General features: G+C 51.7%; 10 protein-coding genes. All 10 read right to left on the bottom strand.

Annotation, left to right across the window (positions count from 1 at the left end):
* Positions 1-143: 143 nt before the first annotated feature.
* Positions 144-7730, bottom strand: coding sequence for a CHC2 zinc finger domain-containing protein (locus tag A1359_RS00630; protein ID WP_066976465.1), 7587 nt, complete (start codon positions 7728-7730; stop codon positions 144-146).
* A 20-nt stretch (positions 7731-7750) separates the two neighbouring features.
* The gene (locus A1359_RS00625; protein WP_066976463.1) at positions 7751-10885 is read right to left on the bottom strand and encodes a type I restriction endonuclease subunit R; all 3135 of its coding nucleotides are present in this window, start codon (positions 10883-10885) and stop codon (positions 7751-7753) included.
* A gap of 43 nt (positions 10886-10928) precedes the next feature.
* Complete coding sequence (locus tag A1359_RS00620; RefSeq protein WP_066976450.1) at positions 10929-12077, bottom strand: Fic family protein; 1149 nt, start codon at positions 12075-12077, stop codon at positions 10929-10931.
* A 101-nt stretch (positions 12078-12178) separates the two neighbouring features.
* Positions 12179-13405 carry a restriction endonuclease subunit S gene (locus A1359_RS00615; protein WP_083960426.1) on the bottom strand — a complete coding sequence of 409 codons (1227 nt, stop codon included), beginning with the start codon at positions 13403-13405 and terminating at the stop codon, positions 12179-12181.
* A complete protein-coding gene (locus tag A1359_RS00610; RefSeq protein WP_066976447.1) occupies positions 13402-14466 on the bottom strand; it encodes a PDDEXK nuclease domain-containing protein in 1065 nt (354 codons plus the stop codon). Before A1359_RS00610 ends, A1359_RS00615 begins: the two co-directional genes overlap by 4 nt.
* Positions 14456-16009 (bottom strand): class I SAM-dependent DNA methyltransferase, encoded by a 1554-nt coding sequence (locus A1359_RS00605; protein ID WP_066976444.1) that lies wholly within the window; start codon positions 16007-16009, stop codon positions 14456-14458. Before A1359_RS00605 ends, A1359_RS00610 begins: the two co-directional genes overlap by 11 nt.
* A gap of 33 nt (positions 16010-16042) precedes the next feature.
* On the bottom strand, positions 16043-16207 hold the full coding sequence (locus A1359_RS22165; protein WP_013818622.1) for a hypothetical protein: 165 nt from the start codon (positions 16205-16207) through the stop codon (positions 16043-16045).
* Positions 16188-16508, bottom strand: a complete 321-nt coding sequence (locus tag A1359_RS00600; protein WP_198159219.1) for a type II toxin-antitoxin system RelE/ParE family toxin — start codon at positions 16506-16508, stop codon at positions 16188-16190. Before A1359_RS00600 ends, A1359_RS22165 begins: the two co-directional genes overlap by 20 nt.
* Positions 16498-17037 carry an RES family NAD+ phosphorylase gene (locus tag A1359_RS00595; protein WP_083960425.1) on the bottom strand — a complete coding sequence of 180 codons (540 nt, stop codon included), beginning with the start codon at positions 17035-17037 and terminating at the stop codon, positions 16498-16500. Before A1359_RS00595 ends, A1359_RS00600 begins: the two co-directional genes overlap by 11 nt.
* Positions 17034-17399, bottom strand: coding sequence for an antitoxin Xre/MbcA/ParS toxin-binding domain-containing protein (locus A1359_RS00590; RefSeq protein WP_013818619.1), 366 nt, complete (start codon positions 17397-17399; stop codon positions 17034-17036). Before A1359_RS00590 ends, A1359_RS00595 begins: the two co-directional genes overlap by 4 nt.
* Positions 17400-17560 lie beyond the last annotated feature (161 nt).

Below are 17560 nucleotides of genomic sequence, written 5' to 3'. Positions count from 1 at the left end.
GAATCCTTGCGGTGACCCTAATCCGGCACTTCATAGCCTGGCGCAGGTAATGTAGTGGAAACACCGTATAACGCGAGAGATTTTTAAGCCAAAGTCGGTACCCATCGGATAAGCATGATGTGCAGCAGACATGTCACCTCCGATCAAGTTTTTTCTCCTCTCCATGGGGGAACCACAATCGTTGGCAGATCTTCATGTTCTTCTAGCGTGAGGCTCACATCAATCCAATCGTAGTGTGCCGGAGATGAAAAGAATCCGGAAGGACTATGTTGAGTCGTGGGTTGCATGTCGCCGTTATCTGTGTAGGCTTTAGCTCGTAAGGACAGTGCATCCGTGTCCGAAAATTTTGACCAAAGAGCCTTAAGGTGTTGTTCATCGAATGTGGTTTTGGCTTCCTCTATAACGCACCAGAAACTTTCCTCATCGTGGATTCGCAGTTTGACTTTCCCGATTGACTTGTCGTTTTGAGCAAGATTGGACGCAGAAAGTGTTCGTAGTAAATTGGCCTCAGTACGAGGCCAATCAACCGACTCGACTAATGGTAAGTAGGCGACTAACTGAAGAGGTGACGGCATGGTTTGTGCCCGCGGCTTACCTTCGAGCATGTTGTAAGGATCTATATCGGCAATCACGACCGCCTGATCTTTTTTACTCAGTGCGTCGTTTTCATCGTTGTAGTAAATACCCTTAGACCAACCATGATATGGAGTAATTTTGGAAATGTAACCAATTGCTTTTTCTTCAGATGTCCAACTACCGCGACCAATGAAACAACTTCCACCGACCAGTTTTTTGCCGTCAATACCGTTACAGAAAACGGTTGCCGTGCCCGCAGCAAGGAAGCTCGCTTGCCCAACAATCCAGTAATCGGCAGATCGAGATGTCGCTGCAGGAACAGCAAGAATTGAGCGTCGCGCGCGAATTCCGTCGCTGGTGATGGATAATTGATCCGACAAACTTTCTATATCGGCAAATACTTCATTACTGTCTGTTGGCATGCCAAACCTGCGCCTCATTACCTTAAGGTCATCCGCCATATGGTTATAGTTGGCAGGACTGGATACCAAGAAGATCTCGGAGCAAATCAATTCCAGTAGGTGCTTGAGCGGCAATCTTGTGTTGGCCAGAAGATGACTTATTACATTAGCTGAAGGCTCGAAGCCTATTTGTTCCTCTAACTTCTTGATAAGCTCATCCGGCTTGAAGAGCGGTCCCAGTTTTTCAGATGAAGGCCTTAGAAACTCGTCCAACGCAATGGAGCGATATTTCTTATTCCGTGAAAACTCTAATACATGTCCTCTTAGCAAAGCATCATAGTTTTTGTCACTTCCTTGGCCATTCTTTACAAGTGAGGCGATAAATTGATGGGCCACCCCTTTGGGCAACGGCCACAGCAATTTCAGTGGTGCGGTAAGGTGATTGCTGTCGGCGTTTTTCTGCACGTTCATGTAGGTGCCGGCAAGGACGGACAAGGTATTGTTGGCTAGGTAGGTCTTTAACCAATCAATCGTATCGCTTCTAATGGAATATTCAGGCAGTACGAGAAGGTCAACTCCGAACGCTTGGCAGCTATCGATAACGCGTCTTAGGATGGCTCGGCGTCTGTGTTCCGACCAACTAGGAAGCTTATCGTTATCATCATCTAATCCTACCCAAAGATGCGCTGTGTTGGGAGATTCGGCTGCACTCAAGAGCGGACCGTAAATGCCTTTCCATTTCGGATCCGATTTCAAATGCTTGGAAACGGTTTCCTTAACTTTTGGGTTAAATGGCCAATTTGTCGGAGAAGCCTCAACAAAGGGGTGTGTGTATGTAAGGTCAAAGTCGGCTTGCAGCAGTGCAACGCGTACATGCCCGTCTTTCCTGCTGTTTTCACCTCGCCGAGACCATTGTTCTATTTGTTGCTTACGAAATGCAGTAGTATCCAGACTGGCTGCTTTTTTAGAGATTGCTGTTGGAGCAAGGGTTTCTGATTCTTTGGAATCCTCTGAAGCAGCGACATCTTGCTCTTTTAAATGAGAGGGCTGCGCGTTTTCGTCCTGATGTGCATGCCCCTCGGCGAGCATTTCAGACTGCGACCTAGAAGAGTTACCCTGCGATGAGTCTTGATCGGTAATACCATAGTCCGTCAGATCAGCGGCTTGAGCAATGATTACAGTTTCGTTCTCACGTGGCTGTCCTAACTCGGAGTTCGGCGAAACCGATGCATCCAACTTAGGCTTCGTGATAGCAATCGATGCAAACGGTTCGCCAAGGGCTGACACTGATAGAAGTTTACTAGTTTTCCGATCGAACACCTCGGACCAAACCCGTAGGAAACGACCATCGTTGGAGATTTCTTCGATGTGCTTTGAGTTCGCCGGAAACTGCGAAATCATCCACGAGGTGACCTCTCGCACGCTGTTTCTTGAATCGGTGAACCGTCGTGTTTGAGCGTTGTATCCGTATGTAGACTCTGTCACCAAAACAATTTCGAAGCCAATTTCCTTGTCGATCTGTTTGACGATCATCGCAACCGCTTCCAGTAACTCAAGGTTCAGTAAGTCCAGTCTTTGTTTGCTCAATATCGCGAACGGCCAGTCAAGCAAAGAATCGGCGCCATCATCATCGAACTCAACAGTCGCCACAGTCTGTGCAAGAAGTCGAAGCTCCTCGACAAGCTGATCGGACAGCCGGTCTTGAGAATTGCTATTAGGATATAAACGATGCCCCAAGTGCCGTATCAACCGACGCAGTTGTTCGATCAGCGTCACTCGAACCAATGAGCGATTTATTGTATCTGCAGAGTCGGCCGCCTGGATATACTGTTCCTCTGCTTGCGGTGCTGCCTCCGGTATGCCCCAATCGGTTGGGAAATCGAAGTGGTCGTAGCGCTCAAAGGCACCGTGACTACGCATAGACGCCAAAAGTCCGTCAATTGCTACTGATATTCCAGTGCAGACTATCCCCGCGCGTAGAGCTCCCCACGCTGGGAGCGCGGTAACATGCTCTGCGACTTCGACAGTGAACAAGCGCCTTGCAAAGCAAAGTAGGCCGGCGAAGTCGCGCCTTAGTCCCTTGGCTTTCTCATCACTAGCTGCCAGCGCCTCCGCAATAGATAGCGGAAGGCGAGCAAGCACTCTTCCCGTCAGTGCTTTCAAGAAGAAAGTACTATCCGTGCATTTCCAACACTCGCGGAAAGCCAGATACATCCCGGCTGATTCTGCTTCAGCGGCGAGTACGTGAACGAGCTGATCTAATGGCTCTTCCGTATCGGCAGGAAAGGTCTCCAACAAGCGGAGGGTCCGCTCAACGGTGGCGGGTAACAAGCAGTCATCATTGTATTTTTTGCCGATTTTGGAATCGGCATAAGCACCACGCAGCTTGCGAAGCTGGGTACGAAGAACATATCGCGCAGGGTTAGCTAGGGCAGCGGCATTCAGATCAACGTCTAACTCAGCGCTATTGAATTTCACTACGTCATCATGTAACCCCAAGTAGTCGGATATGGCTACGCCGACTCGCCATAGGCTTGCTTCATAGATTGGTACTTCAACTGTTCGGAGCATCCGTCCTCCGTCGCGCACAAATGCTCTGTTTCCTAGCTCAGCTCTAGAAACGCCATCCACGATTAGATAGTACACTGAGCCATTTTCACTTGCAGCAATGTAAGGCCAGGCCGGCACTAACTCCTGGCCGTCGTTAATTTTGGCATAGCTCGTGACGACCTGGGCAAGTGCTCGAAACAACGTGGCGGCCAGCTTGAGGTCATTAGCCGATACATTTTTGTCCATTGCATGTATACGCTCACGCAGGCGCAAGACATCGCGCGTTTCAAGGTCTGTATTCGCCCGCTGAAGTGTGCAGTCTGTAACGACAATAGAACTCTCATGCCAGGACGTTGACAAAATAAGAGTTTGAGAAATGCCATCCGAGCCAAGAAAAGTTGGCAAAGCCAAGGTTTCGCCGGCGGAAGTGAATCCGATCGCTTCGATACCTCGGGCAGTTACAAGACCCTGCTCGTCAGCGTTTTCGCCCAAACATGAGAAGAGCCTATGGGTTGTAAGACCGGGCAGCGGAGGGAGAGGGAGTCGATTCGGGGCGGTTGTGGATGTATCTTCCCAGATAAGTCGCTGCCGTCGACTCAAGCAAGCTAGCAGTTTTTCCCTTGGCACGATGCTGACGAGCGTTTGTAAGGCGATGCGATTAACGTTCGAATTCGGGCGTGATTCCACTTCACTGCTCTGTGTTTCGCCTTGTTCCTCGACATCTGGAAGCAAAGCCTTAAAAACATCAGCAGCAAACCCGGACATTACCCCTCGGCGTGTTTGGTCTACAGTTGGCCCGCCGAATGGAATCAATGGGTCCTCGTCAGACTGATCAGCATCGGACAGCAATGAAATAGCCTCATGCATCCATTCAAACGGACGCCAATTTTGAACGGGCTCGGAACGCTCTATGTATTGTCGAGTACCGGAAGACATTTTTTGTCCCGCAACCCGCACCGCTTTCCAGCGAACCAGTCTTAATCGTGTTTCCAACTGGTACCGAGGACCTGGCTTTGCTGAAAAGACATTGGAATCGAATTCGTCCGTTAAGACCAATTTTGCAAGCCAAGTAATGCGTTTCCGTCGTGTAATGTTCTCTTGGGCAGACAGCAAGGCTAAATCGCGAGATTCCTTATCAAGCAAATGTTCAAGCCCTTCGAGTGCGAACAAAATGGGAGACTCCCACACATTCTTTTCCGGCTGTAGACGCCATGCGCCGCCTTGCATGCAGCCATTCCAAGCATCTAAGTACATAGCCCATGCCACATCTGCGCTGTTGGCATTAATGCTTTCACACTGTTCACTGGCAATCGAGTACCAGATCAATCGTGCCGCCTTAGAAAGTTCTGACGTACGTAGATCCGGGGCTTGAAACGCTGTTTTGACGGTCTGAAGAAGAGTTAATTTAGACGCCTTATATAACTCCACGTTGTGAAGCAACTGTAATGCCGACTGCCGATCAGTCGTCGGCGTAACAGACCAAAAATCCCAACCCGACTCGCCGTCTCCAACCAGAGGAGGCTCCCATGCAGGTCCAGACGCTGCGAGCGCACGTCCTTGGTTAATATAATCCGAGAAATCTTCGGCGCTCATGGCCGGAATCTCGTCCGCTTTGGCAAGCAGCGTTAGTTCCAACTTGCGTGTGCATCGGTCAATAGCCTCTCGCATTTCCTCTAAAATTGTCGGACTATCGGCTAGTAGCACAATGTCATCGACATATCGTGCATATCCAACGCGGACACGATCAGTGTTTAGCCGATCCATGAATCGATAGGCTTCCTCATCGACGGGGAAGAGAGCAGCTGAGCCAATCCAGGCAGACAGTACAGGCCCCTGTGGAATCCCCATCAAGGCATCTGTTTCGTCGTCAAGCCCCGTGTCAGGCCTTTTGTAGCAAACGCCGAACAAATATTCGGCAAGGCGGTCAAGGGTGGTAGTTGTTTTTATTGCTGCACTGGGATGCGAACCGTCGAAATGGAGTAATTCTGCAAATCCGGGTGTATCATCCGCAACCGACTCCAGTGCTGCCTGGAGACGTGCCTGTAATCGGTCTCGCACCACGTATTGTCGTAAGCGATCGTAGTAACGCTTGACGTCCAAACGAATCGAGTAAACGTAACCTATTTCTGTGGCTTGTTTGGCTAGAGACCTCATGAAGTCTCGCCAGCAATCATGGAATGGCCTGTACATGCCTTGGTCCGAGGCAGGCTGACGCCCTTCGAGCACGTCCATGTCGATCTGGTATGCAAAACTCAACGTCCGAGGGAGCTCGCCCCAACAACCGTCGCCTTTGCTATCAAAACCCGTAGTAATAGTTCTGCGTTCTTCGCGATAATAACGGACCGCCGGAATCATTCGGCTGAAGGGTGAATCAGTGAGTGCTTTGTGATCCCAACGCTCAGACAGGATTTCATTCAGCAAATATTGCTGGATGATCAGATCCTCAGGGCAAGGCATCATCTTCAGCCTATATTCCGAGCCACCGAACACCCTCGGCACCCAGACTGCATCGTAGGAAGCAATGGGCCCACCTGAAACAGGACTGTTCAATCGATCCGCCAATAGCGCATTGAACGCGGTTGCAGCAATATCCAATCTTTCCCAGCGAGGTTCATCGCAGGGAAGTTCGCCGCGTTTGGACCCCATGTAAGCGAGGATGCGCGAATGGTTTAGCCGAGCTTGTACGTCATTGAGAAATTCTTCTGAAAGGGATCGATGCGCTTCCTGTACGGATTGATCAGCAAAAGCAATCCACTCAGCCAGTGCGGAAACCGTTGGCTCTGAGTTTTTCAGCAGTGCCGCAGCGTCTTTGCCAGCTGCCTTCTTGAGCCGGCTGAACGCCCGAGTAAAGGCGCGGAATTTCCGAGAGCGCGGTGCAGCGGCCCAAACACTATCGTTTAAGATCTCTTCGGCCGAAACACAAAACTCGTCTGCAAGCACAGCCAGTGCAGGCTGATAAGTGGCAGATCCAATCAAGTTAGCTGCTGCTTCACGCTTTAGTTCCTGAAGATAATCGTTGGGATCTTTTACTTTTTCCGGATCAATACCAATCTCTGTAAGCTGCGATGTTTGAGGCCATAAAAATCCGCATTCCACAGGGGCATATTCAGCGGAGGCCTGCATAAGCTCCAAACATGCATGCGCAGCCCCACGTAAGCCCGCCTCATCCCTATCAAAGCTAACGACCACGGTCAATGTGGCATCTTTCGGCAAACCATCGCTGAGTACGCGCAGGAGTTGCGCTTGCTGTTTGGTAACCGAGCTGCCCATGATAGCCACCGCCGGCATCCCAAGGGACTCAAACCGCAGAGCATCGAGAAAGCCCTCGCACAAATAGAGATTGATGTTTTTGTTACCCTGCTTAGCCTCGCTTTGCACTTGTTTGAAGGCCTGTTCGGCTCGGTACAACACTGTCGCCTTTGGGAAGCCGCGCGTAAACTGGTATTTCGGACTGGCTGAACTCCCCATCCCTTCAACAGATCGACCACCCAACCCCACTAATTGCTTGTTTTCGTCATACAGCGGGAAGACGATGCGGTCACCGATAAAAAAATCACTATACTGATTGATCGCGCTATCGACTGCGCTTTGAGGTAGATGATCCGTAGCAGTAACACCTGGAAAAAACTTACGCACCAAATGTGCATCTTCCAACAAACCGGAACGTTCACGCCTTTTCGACGCATCTTTTTCGGAAGCTAATTTTCGCGACAAAAAGTTATTAGCCGCATAGACAAACCCAGCGCGGCGCAGAACAACGGCGTCTAATTGCCGTTCCTTAGCCCAATCTTCAAATTTGGCCGTATCTTGACCATCCTTGTAAGTTTGGTAGCCGAGTTTTAATCCTGCATGATTGTCGCTGTCGGTGATGGACGCTGAGTTGAGGGCTACGGGGCGTTTGCCTTTTGCGGAATTAAATGAGCCAGGGGCCAACCATTCCACCGCTGCTTTGAAATCTAGTTTGAGTTGCTCCTTTACCAAGTCAATTACGTCACCATGAGCCCCGCAAGCGTAACAATGAAAATGTTGAGGCCCACGGTCTCTGCTGGAATCTATAAGTAACGATGGTGTAGTGTCATCATGAAAGGGGCATAGTGTTTTCCAACTAGTAGCCGTTTCCTTACGCAGATCCATACCAAGCCGCTTTGCGACCTCATCAATAGATACACTTTGAATTATCTTTTCGTAATTGATTTTTGGCATTCTTATCTATCCTTATTGCTCTACATCCATTCTTCACCTAATGCCTGAGCCTGCATTAAGACCAGTTCAATCGCCGCCTCCTGTTGGTCTGGCGGATACTTGTACTTACGCAGGATACGTTTCACCATCAAGCGTAACTTGGCCCTGACGCTTTCCCGTTGCGACCAATCCACGGTGATGTTCTGGCGGAGGTTTTCGGTAAGCTCATGGGCGATAAGCTTTAGGGTTTCATCGGTCAGTTCGCGGACGGCTGATTCATTGTCAGCCAGCGCATCGTAAAAACGGATTTCATCTTCACTCAAGCCCAACGACTCCCCACGGCCAGCGGCTTCCCTAAACTTCTTGGCCATCTGAATCAATTCTTCAATGACCTGGGCGGTTTCGATGGCCCGGTTTTGATAGCGTTTGATAACATTGGTCAGCAACTCGGAAAACTTCTTTTCCTGTACCACGTTGCCGGCAAAGCGAGATTTGATTTCGCCTTCCAATAGCCGTTCCAGCAACTCCACTGCCAGGTTACGTTCCGGCAAATTGCGCACATCGGCCAGAAAATCGTCGTCCAGGATGCTAATGTTGGGCTTATCCAAGCCAACCGCTTCGAAGATATCCACCACATCTTCCGACACCACAGCAGAATTGATAATTTGACGGATCGCCAGCTCGCGTGCTTCGTCTGTGCGTTTTTTTCGGCTAATGTCCGGCTTGGTCAGAATGACTTTCACCGCCTGGAAAAATGCCACCTCCTCCCGTACCGCCTTGGCTTCATCCAGCGTACAGCACAAGGTAAAGGCCTTACTCATCGCCAGAGCAGTATCAGCAAAACGTTTCTTGCCGTCCTTCTGGCCTAAGACATGGTTGGCCGCGCCGGCCAGTCGTTTGTGGCCGGTGGATAGGAAGTCGCTGTAGTCATAGCCGTGTAATACGCCCCGCAGAATATCGAGCTTTTCCTCCAGCACGGCATAGGCTTCAGCGGTATCGACGGTGGGTCGGCCACGGCCCTGGCTGGCGGTATAATCCTTCAAGGCTGACTTCAATTCGTTGGCGATGCCGATGTAATCCACCACCAGGCCGCCTTGCTTGTCTTTGAATACTCGGTTGACGCGGGCGATGGCTTGCATCAGGTTATGGCCTTTCATCGGTTTATCGACATACAGGGTATGCACGCATGGCGCATCAAACCCAGTTAGCCACATGTCGCGTACGATCACTAAACGTAACGAGTCGGCCGGGTCTTTAAAGCGCTTTTCCAGGCGCTTTTTCTGTTGTTTGCTGTAGATATGCGGCCGCAGCAAGGCCTTGTCACTGGCGGAGCCGGTCATGACGATTTTGATCGCGCCTTGCTCTGGATCGTCGCTATGCCAGTCAGGGCGAAGCTTGATGATCTCGTTATACAGATGCACACAAATTTCCCGGCTCATCGCCACCACCATGGCCTTGCCATCTTGTGCCTTGTTACGTTCTTCGAAGTGGGCCACCAAATCCGCAGCCACGCTGGCGATACGCGGTTCGGCACCGACCACTTTTTCCAAGGCCGCCCAACGACTTTTCAACTTAGCCTGCTGATCTTCCTCTTCATCCTCGGCCAGTTCATCAACCTCATCATCGATCTGTGGCAATTGCTCCGGCTTCAGTGCCAACTTGGCCAGTCGCGATTCAAAGTAAATCGCCACGGTCGCGCCGTCTTCCTTGGCCTGCTGCATGTCATAGACATGGATGTATTCGCCAAACACCGCGCGGGTATCGCGGTCTTCCAGCGACACCGGGGTGCCGGTAAAAGCGACAAAGGTGGCATTGGGCAAAGCATCGCGTAAATGCTGGGCATAACCGACTTGATACATGCCTCGGTATTCGGCGGCCATGTCCACCCTGCCCTCGTTGGCAGCGGTTTGCTGGGTTTTGACGGTTTTAAGCTTGGCTTCAAAACCATACTGGGTGCGGTGCGCTTCATCGGCAATCACCACGATATTGCTGCGATCGGATAGCACCGGGAAACTGTCTTCGTCGGCACCCGGCATAAATTTCTGAATGGTGGCGAAGACGATGCCGCCGGACGGCCGATTGGCCAGCTTGGCCCGCAAGTCCTGCCGGGTTTCAGCTTGCACCGGCTGTTCACGGAGTAAATCCTGCCCCAGTGAGAATACCCCAAATAACTGCCCATCCAGGTCGTTGCGGTCAGTGATTACCACGATGGTCGGGTTCTCCATCGCCGTTTCCTGCATCACGCGGGCGGCAAAACAGGTCATGGTGATACTTTTACCGCTACCTTGGGTATGCCAGACTACCCCGCCTTTATGGTTGCCGTCAGGCCGGGAGGCAGTTACAACGTGTTGAATGGCGGCGCGTACCGCATGGTATTGATGATAGCCGGCAACCTTTTTGACCAGGCCGCCGTCATCCTCGAACAGCACGAAAAAGCGCAAGTAATCGAGTAAGGTAGTCGGGCTTAATAAACCGTGTATCAGCGTTTCCAGTTCGTTGAATTGGCCTAACGGGTCTAGTGTGATGCCGTCGATGGTGCGCCACTGCATGAAACGTTCGGCATCGCTGGATAACGAACCCAAACGGGCTTCGCTGCCATCGGAAATCACCAGCACTTCGTTGTACTGGAATACATCCGGGATTTGTTCTTTATAGGTTTGAATCTGATCAAAAGCTTTCCAAATGTCGGCATTCTCATCAGCCGGATTTTTCAGCTCCAGCAACACCAACGGCAAGCCATTGATGAACAGGATGATGTCCGGTCGGCGTGAATGTTTCGCCCCCTTGATGGCAAATTGATTGATCGCCAACCACTCGTTGCCGGTATGCTCGGTAAAATCGACCAAGCGCACCCAATCACCCCGTGTATCACCGTCCTGCTGATACTCCACCGGCACGCCATTGACTAACAGACGATGAAAGTGGCGATTGGCCGCTAACAGACCAGGCTCTTCCAGATTCAACACCTGCTGCAAGGCATCTTCTCGAGCCGCCAGCGGAATGGCCGGGTTTAAGCGGGCAATCGCCGAGCGTAAGCGTTCGACCAACACCACTTGCAGGTAATTGTCGCGCTCCGGGTTGTCGCCATCCGGCGCCAGGTCTGGCCCGTACAGGCTTGAGTAGCCAACCTCGGCCAGCCAGCCGAGTGCTTCCTGTTCCAGTTGGTCTTCGGTCATGGCCTGTCTCCGCTAGGCTAGTGGTGTGTGGTGCTCGTTTTCATTAACGTGTTAGCAACTCGATGTAAGGCTGATAACTGTAACTGCGGTTTTTTTTCTGGCCGGTAAATTCCACTACGATACCCAAATCCTCCAGGACTTTGACCGCCGCCGTGGCGGTTGGAAAGGTGGTATTGAGTTTCTGACGCACCTGCTCAATGCTGAAGCGTGGCATCATCGGCAAAATCTCAAACAAGCGATAACTGGCCGGGCCGACTTTCGCCTCGCTCAACAAGCGACGACGATCTGTCGCTACCAGGCTGGCAATCGCCACAATACTGCGCTCGGCGTCGGTGGCCGCCACTGCTACCGCTTCCAAAAAGAAAGACACCCAGCCTTCCCAATCGCCATCGTTACGAATCGCCGACAAACGGCGGTAATACTCGCTTTGGTGTTGTTTCAAATAGCCGCTGAGATACATCAAGGGTTCGGGCAATAAGCCCCAATGTTCCATCAACGCAGCAATCAACAAGCGACCAATCCGGCCGTTGCCATCCAAAAACGGGTGGATGGTTTCAAATTGGGCATGGATCAAGGCAATCTTCACCAACGGCGGCAAGCCATTCGGCTGGCTGGCGTGAATGAAGCGTTCCACATCGGCCAACAATTCCGCGACCCGTTCCGCCGGTGGTGGTACAAAAGCGGCATTGCCAGGGCGAGTACCGCCTATCCAGTTTTGCGAACGGCGCAATTCGCCGGGTTGTTTACCCGTGCCTCTCGCCCCGTTCAGCAGCAAGTGATGTGCATTGCACAGCAAACGGACGCTGATCGGCAAGCCATCAGCGGCACGTAAGTTGTCCTGTACCAGGCGGAAGGCGCGTAGATAGTTGGTCACTTCCTCCACATCGTCGGTATTGCTGACGGCAAAGCCGGCTTCCTCATCGAACAAGTCGGTCAGCGTCGCTTGCGTGCCTTCAATCTGCGAGGTCAGCAACGCCTCTTTGCGGATCGCGCTGTACAGCAACCAATCCACCGACGGCACCAGCCCGGACACCCCCGACAACCGTGCCAACGCCAGTTCGGCCGCATAGTTGAGCGCGGCATAACTTTCGACGGCCAAAACGGGATCGCTAGGCGGCAACGGATGCGGAACAAACGCCCGCACGGGCTCGCCCAAGGTCGTGGAAATAACGTAATCGCCGCTGCTGCGCATGCTATGCAAATCTTCTTTAATAGAGAGTCATCATATTAAAGCATTCTTTAATAGTTAGAGCGAGTATCAAAGAAAACTTGAATAGGCGCAAGGGCGACATCTCAAGCCTGCTTTACCATGGCTTCGGCTTCTGGTAGGCGAAGTTTGCCGGAGATTAGGCGGGGCAGCAGGGTATCGCGGAGGGTGGTTAGGGTTTGGGCTTGTTGATTATTTCTGAAAATCGCGCCACGAATAATGCCAGTTATATCATCAAATGCTGACAGAACAGGCTCAGGCACGGATGGCACCATAAGCCGGTAAACATTATTCCGATTCAATCCTGGCACTGCCGCATCGGTATTCATATCGGTGAGACCCAATGTCTGAAGCAGATAAAAGCAGTAGGTCATAGGGATAGACGAACGAACATAAAAGACGGTGTCGATGGGGAAAAACGATTGATCTTCCCAATATAGACTACCGACTGTTCCTTTCCGGCCAACAATTATTGAGGGGCCATTTACAAGACTTTCGTTGTGGTAGCCAGTAATTCCACCTGAGCCATAAACGGGTACTTCACCTGCAATGCGATCATTAGCCTTTAACGCCTTACCGTAAGACAATTCCATCAAAGTTTCTAATCTCTGAGGTTGCCAACCCCTCGGCACCAACCCCAATTCCGATTCCTCAAAACTATCGGGAAACAGCGTAGCGGTGGCTTCGTCCATATTTTCAGGCTCGCGACCTTGTTGTTTGGCGCGGACGGGGTCGAAATCGACAAACCACGATTTGAACAGCCCCTGGGCGATGGATTCCAGCGTGGCGTTGGTTTCGCGCAGAAGGGCAATGCGGTCGTCAATAGCCCCTAGAAAAGCAGAAATTTGGCGTTGTTCTGCAACAGGGGGGAGTGAAATTTCAACTTCAGAAAAGTGTCCCTTGTTGAGAATAGGCATAGTCGATCCACCTGAAGCAAGGTGCTGCAACTCAGCTTTCCGCATACTTAGGTTGTAGTAAACGAAACCGCTATCGAATCGACCATCGACGATAATAGAATTTATTTGCTGATTGGTAACGCAATCACGCCCCGCAATGACACTTTTACCCATGTCTGATCCGATACAAGAAACCATAACTGAACCGGCTGGAATTATTGAGTTCTTAACCGTTGAGGCGCCTAACTCTGTAAGGTAACGAGCCGTGGAGCAGATGACCTTTCGGCAGTCCATGTCTGTCGGTGTTACGAATGGAATTTCTCCGCCAAAATTATTAGCTTCTGTTGTTTTTGGGGTTTTTCCAGTTACGATTCGTCCGAGTTCACCAAGCGTCAGTGTTTGCCACTCAGAACTCATACCCCACCCTCCTCGCCATCCATCTCGCCCCAGCCCTTCAGTCGTTCGGCGATCTGTTCCGGGCTAGGCAGGTCGTTGCGGTAGTCTGCCGGGAGTTGCGGGGTGACGGTGTAAGTCGCAATACCCAATGGGTGGTTGGTGGTGCGTAGCGCGTATTCGACCATGGTTCTGGTTTTACTGCGGCAAATAACGATGCCGATGGCGGGGTTTTCGTCGTCCAGCCGGTGGTGCTGGTCGAGCTGATCGAGGTAGAACTCAATCTGGCCTTTGTGTTCGGGTTTGAATTCGCCAATTTTCAGTTCAATAGCGACCAGACAACGCAGGCGGCGGTGGTAGAGCAGCAGGTCAATGAAGTAGTCCTTACCATCTGCCTCCAGCCGGTACTGGTTGCCAACAAAGGCAAAATAGCCGCCCATTTCGTCAAGGAAGCGGCGTAGGTTGCGGACCAGCGCTTCTTCCAGTTCGCGCTCGGAATGCGCGTCGGCCAGCCCGAGAAAATCGAAGGTGTAATGATCTTTGACCGCCAGCATGGCTTGCGCCTTGACGCTTTCCGGTACGGCGGCGTCAAAGTTGGTTTGCCCGCTGAGATATTGCCGGTAACTTTGGTTGTCGAGCTGGTGTTGCAGCACCTTGGTTGTCCAGCCGAAACGGGCAGTGGCGCGCAGGTAAAACTCCCGTTCCAGATCGTCCTTGCAGCGGGCCATGATCAGCAGATTTTTTGCCCAGCTGATTTCTCCTATCAGTGATTGGAGAATTGGCTTGTCCTTGTATTCGTTGTAAAACTGGCGCATTGCCCACAAGTTCTGGACGGAAAACCCGTTACGCCCCGGAAACTCCGCCTGCAAGTCGGCGGCCAGATTTTCGACAACCGACTTGCCCCAGCCTTGTTCAGACTGACGGCGGCTGATGTTTTCGCCCAACCACCAGTACAGAGCCAGCAGTTCCTTGTTGACTGCCCGCAGAGCCTGATGTTGACACTGGCGGATTTGTTTTTTGATATCGACGAGAAAGTCGCCATAACCCGCTGGCCTTGCTGGAATCACAGGACGATCAGAACTCATACCCTAACCCTCCCAGCTTCTGCCGAATTAACTGGTCGAGTTCCGCGCCTTTGGCCATCTGCTCCCCAAGCTTTTCGGTGAGCTTCTGCATCTTATCAGCAAAGGCTTCGTCATCGTCTTCCACTTCTTCCGCACCGACGTAGCGGCCGGGAGTAAGGACATGGCCATGTTCGGCGATTTCGGTCAGTTTGACGCTACGGCAGTAGCCAGGGGTATCTTGATATTCTCCAGCCTCAGCTTCGCCTCGCCATGCTGCAACCGTGCCAGCAATTCTAGCTATCACTTCATCGGTAAATTCCGTCTGTACCCGGCTAATCATTTTGCCCAACTTACGGGCATCAATGAACAACACTTCGCCCTGGCGGCAGGTCTTTTGTTTGGCAAGAAACCATAGACAAGCCGGAATCTGAGTATTGAAGAACAGTTGACCGGGTAAGGCGATCATCACTTCCACCACATCAGCATCAACCATCGCTTTGCGGATATCGCCTTCGCTGTTCTGGCTGGAACTCATGGAGCCGTTGGCCAACACGATGCCTGCGCGACCGTTGGCTTTTAGGTGATACAGCATGTGCTGCAACCAGGCGTAGTTGGCGTTACCTTGTGGCGGGGTGCCGTACACCCAGCGCGGATCGCCTTCCAGGCTACCGTGCCACCAGTCGCTGATATTGAACGGCGGATTGGCCAGAATGAAATCGGCGCGTAAATCCGGGTGCTGGTTGCGGGTGAAAGTATCGCTAGGTTCGCGGCCCAGATTGAAGTCGATGCCGCGTAACGCCAGATTCATCGCCGCCAAACGCCAGGTAGTCGGGTTGGATTCCTGACCGTAAATCGATACGTCGCCCAATTTGCCACCGTGGGCTTCTATGAATTTTTCCGATTGCACGAACATGCCGCCGGAACCACAACATGGATCGTAAACCTTGCCATGATGCGGGGCCAAAACGGCGACCAGAGTTTTAACAATGCTGGCCGGCGTATAGAACTGGCCGCCCTTTTTGCCTTCGGCACTAGCAAACTGACCAAGGAAGTATTCATACACCTGACCCAACACGTCGCGGGCCTGGCCGGGATCGTCACCAAAGCCAATGGTCGATACCAAATCCACCAGTTCGCCGAGCTTGCCATCCGGCAGTTGGGCGCGGGCATAGCGTTTATCCAGGATGCCTTTCAGCTTGGGGTTTTCGGTTTCAATGATCGCTAAGGCGTCGTCGATGCGTTTGCCGATGTCGGCTTGCTTGGCGGCGGCACGGATGGCTTCCCAGCGCGCCGATTCCGGCACCCAGAATACATTGACCTCTTTATAATAGTCGCGGTCTTCCAGTTCCTCGGCCAGCATCTCGTCGTCGCATTCATGCAAGAAATATTCGTCGGTCTCGTCGGTAAAGCGCCGGGTTAGTTCGGCACGGCGGGCTGCGAAGGTGTCGGAAATGTATTTGACGAAGATCAGGCCGAGCACCAGATGTTTGTATTCGGCGGCGTCCATGTTGGCCCGCAGCTTATCGGCTGCGGCCCAGAGTGTCCTTTTAATGTCGTCTAGCATGATTTTTAATTGTATGTATTAGGTAAAAAACGTCTAACATGTAACGAATTTCTTCCGGCTGCGGGCGTGACTGGCAGGCGTTAAGCACAGATCGTCAAATTTGCGCATGGTGCGCTTATCCATGACGCCCGCCTCATGCAAGCCTTCGGCGGTTTCATGCACGGAGGCCATCAAACGGCTACGGTATTGTTTTTTCATCGCAGATTACCTCTATCAATGTCTTATTTGCCAATGCGCAGTTCAGTGCTGCATCGTCATACTCCAGCATGACAGCCGCTAATTTCCGTAAAGCGACCAATTCATCATCATCGATGTTGGCCTGTTCATTTTTGGCAAAACCATGCACAAAAAACGCGAGTGAACCGATGCGGAACAAAATCAGGGTGCGGAACCCGCCAGATTTGCCGCCACTGCTACGGGCAACTCGTTGCTTGATAACCCCGCCGCCCAAGCGGCTCATACTCTTGCTTTCTAACAAGGATTTCATGTTAATGGCCACGCCATGAATCCGGGGTTTTTGGTAGCCTGCCAAAGTCATCAATGACTCGAACAGCATTAGGTTCTGCATCAGACCAATCCCATAACACCAGGTTTTGGTTTTTAGCGGTACAGCCAGAAGCAAAACTACGCACCTGAATTCCGGAAACCTCAAGTGCTCGCAATTGCTCAGCCAATCGCCATGTCGGCGGCACTTGATGTTGAAGAGCTAAATCTTCCCATGCGCAGCTCAATTCTTGGGGCGAGCTGCCCAAGTTTACCAATAGCTTTTCATCGTTAAGGTCGGCGATCTTCGCGCAATCAATCTCGTAAGCGACTAAGGTCATGGGTTGCGGTTTAAAAGGAAAACCTTGCTGAGCCTCCATCCAGGCGGTGGTCGGATCAAGCGACAGATAAAGCGCCGTACAGCCGGGCGGGTTGAAGCGTCCGCCATGTTTCTTGGCGCCATTACCGGACAAGGGATCGTAAGACCACATCGGGTGATGAGCACGAAACACCGTTCCGGTAAACCGGCTTAGCGCTATTGTCAAGCGTAACCGCCATCGGCAATGCGTGCTAAATAGGCTTTCACCGCTTCAGCACGGCCTTCCTTAACTAGATCTTCTGCGGTTTTATCGCCGAATGATGGCAAGGGTTGTGAGCGAAACCAGGCAAACGCCCGTCCCACACCACCTGACCACTCTGCTACTCGATTGATGATCTCTACAGTATCTCTTAAGCGTGCTTGCGTGGAGCGGCTTTTACAACGGGCGCTTTTGGTGACGGAATCACGGGACAAGCCGGTAACTTCGGCCAGATCGTTTTGCGTGATATGCAATACCTTGGCCAAGGTATTGGCGGCAATAAACCCCTCGTCGGAAATGACTTGATGCAGAAAACCGGTAGTAGCCATAAACGCCTCCCTATTTAACCTTATATTAGGGCAAATTATAGGGCATATGGAATGCCAGCATCATTTTTCTGTGCGAATAGATTGATAGCCTTTTTTACATTTGGCCGTGCACAACTTATTCCCAGCGACGATAGCTTCTTCCTGGGGTTAATTAACCAAAA

It is taken from the genome of Methylomonas lenta (assembly GCF_001644015.1).
GTDB lineage: Bacteria > Pseudomonadota > Gammaproteobacteria > Methylococcales > Methylomonadaceae > Methylomonas > Methylomonas lenta.
Note: the sequence above shows the minus strand (reverse complement) of the source record. Positions and strands in the feature narration are given on the sequence as shown.

Coding starts and splice junctions, on each gene's coding strand:
- A1359_RS00630 (WP_066976465.1), bottom strand. CDS start 7,730: ATGCCAAAAATCAATTACGAAAAGATAATTCAAAGTGTATCTATTGAT.
- A1359_RS00625 (WP_066976463.1), bottom strand. CDS start 10,885: ATGACCGAAGACCAACTGGAACAGGAAGCACTCGGCTGGCTGGCCGAG.
- A1359_RS00620 (WP_066976450.1), bottom strand. CDS start 12,077: ATGCGCAGCAGCGGCGATTACGTTATTTCCACGACCTTGGGCGAGCCC.
- A1359_RS00615 (WP_083960426.1), bottom strand. CDS start 13,405: ATGAGTTCTGAGTGGCAAACACTGACGCTTGGTGAACTCGGACGAATC.
- A1359_RS00610 (WP_066976447.1), bottom strand. CDS start 14,466: ATGAGTTCTGATCGTCCTGTGATTCCAGCAAGGCCAGCGGGTTATGGC.
- A1359_RS00605 (WP_066976444.1), bottom strand. CDS start 16,009: ATGCTAGACGACATTAAAAGGACACTCTGGGCCGCAGCCGATAAGCTG.
- A1359_RS22165 (WP_013818622.1), bottom strand. CDS start 16,207: ATGAAAAAACAATACCGTAGCCGTTTGATGGCCTCCGTGCATGAAACC.
- A1359_RS00590 (WP_013818619.1), bottom strand. CDS start 17,399: ATGGCTACTACCGGTTTTCTGCATCAAGTCATTTCCGACGAGGGGTTT.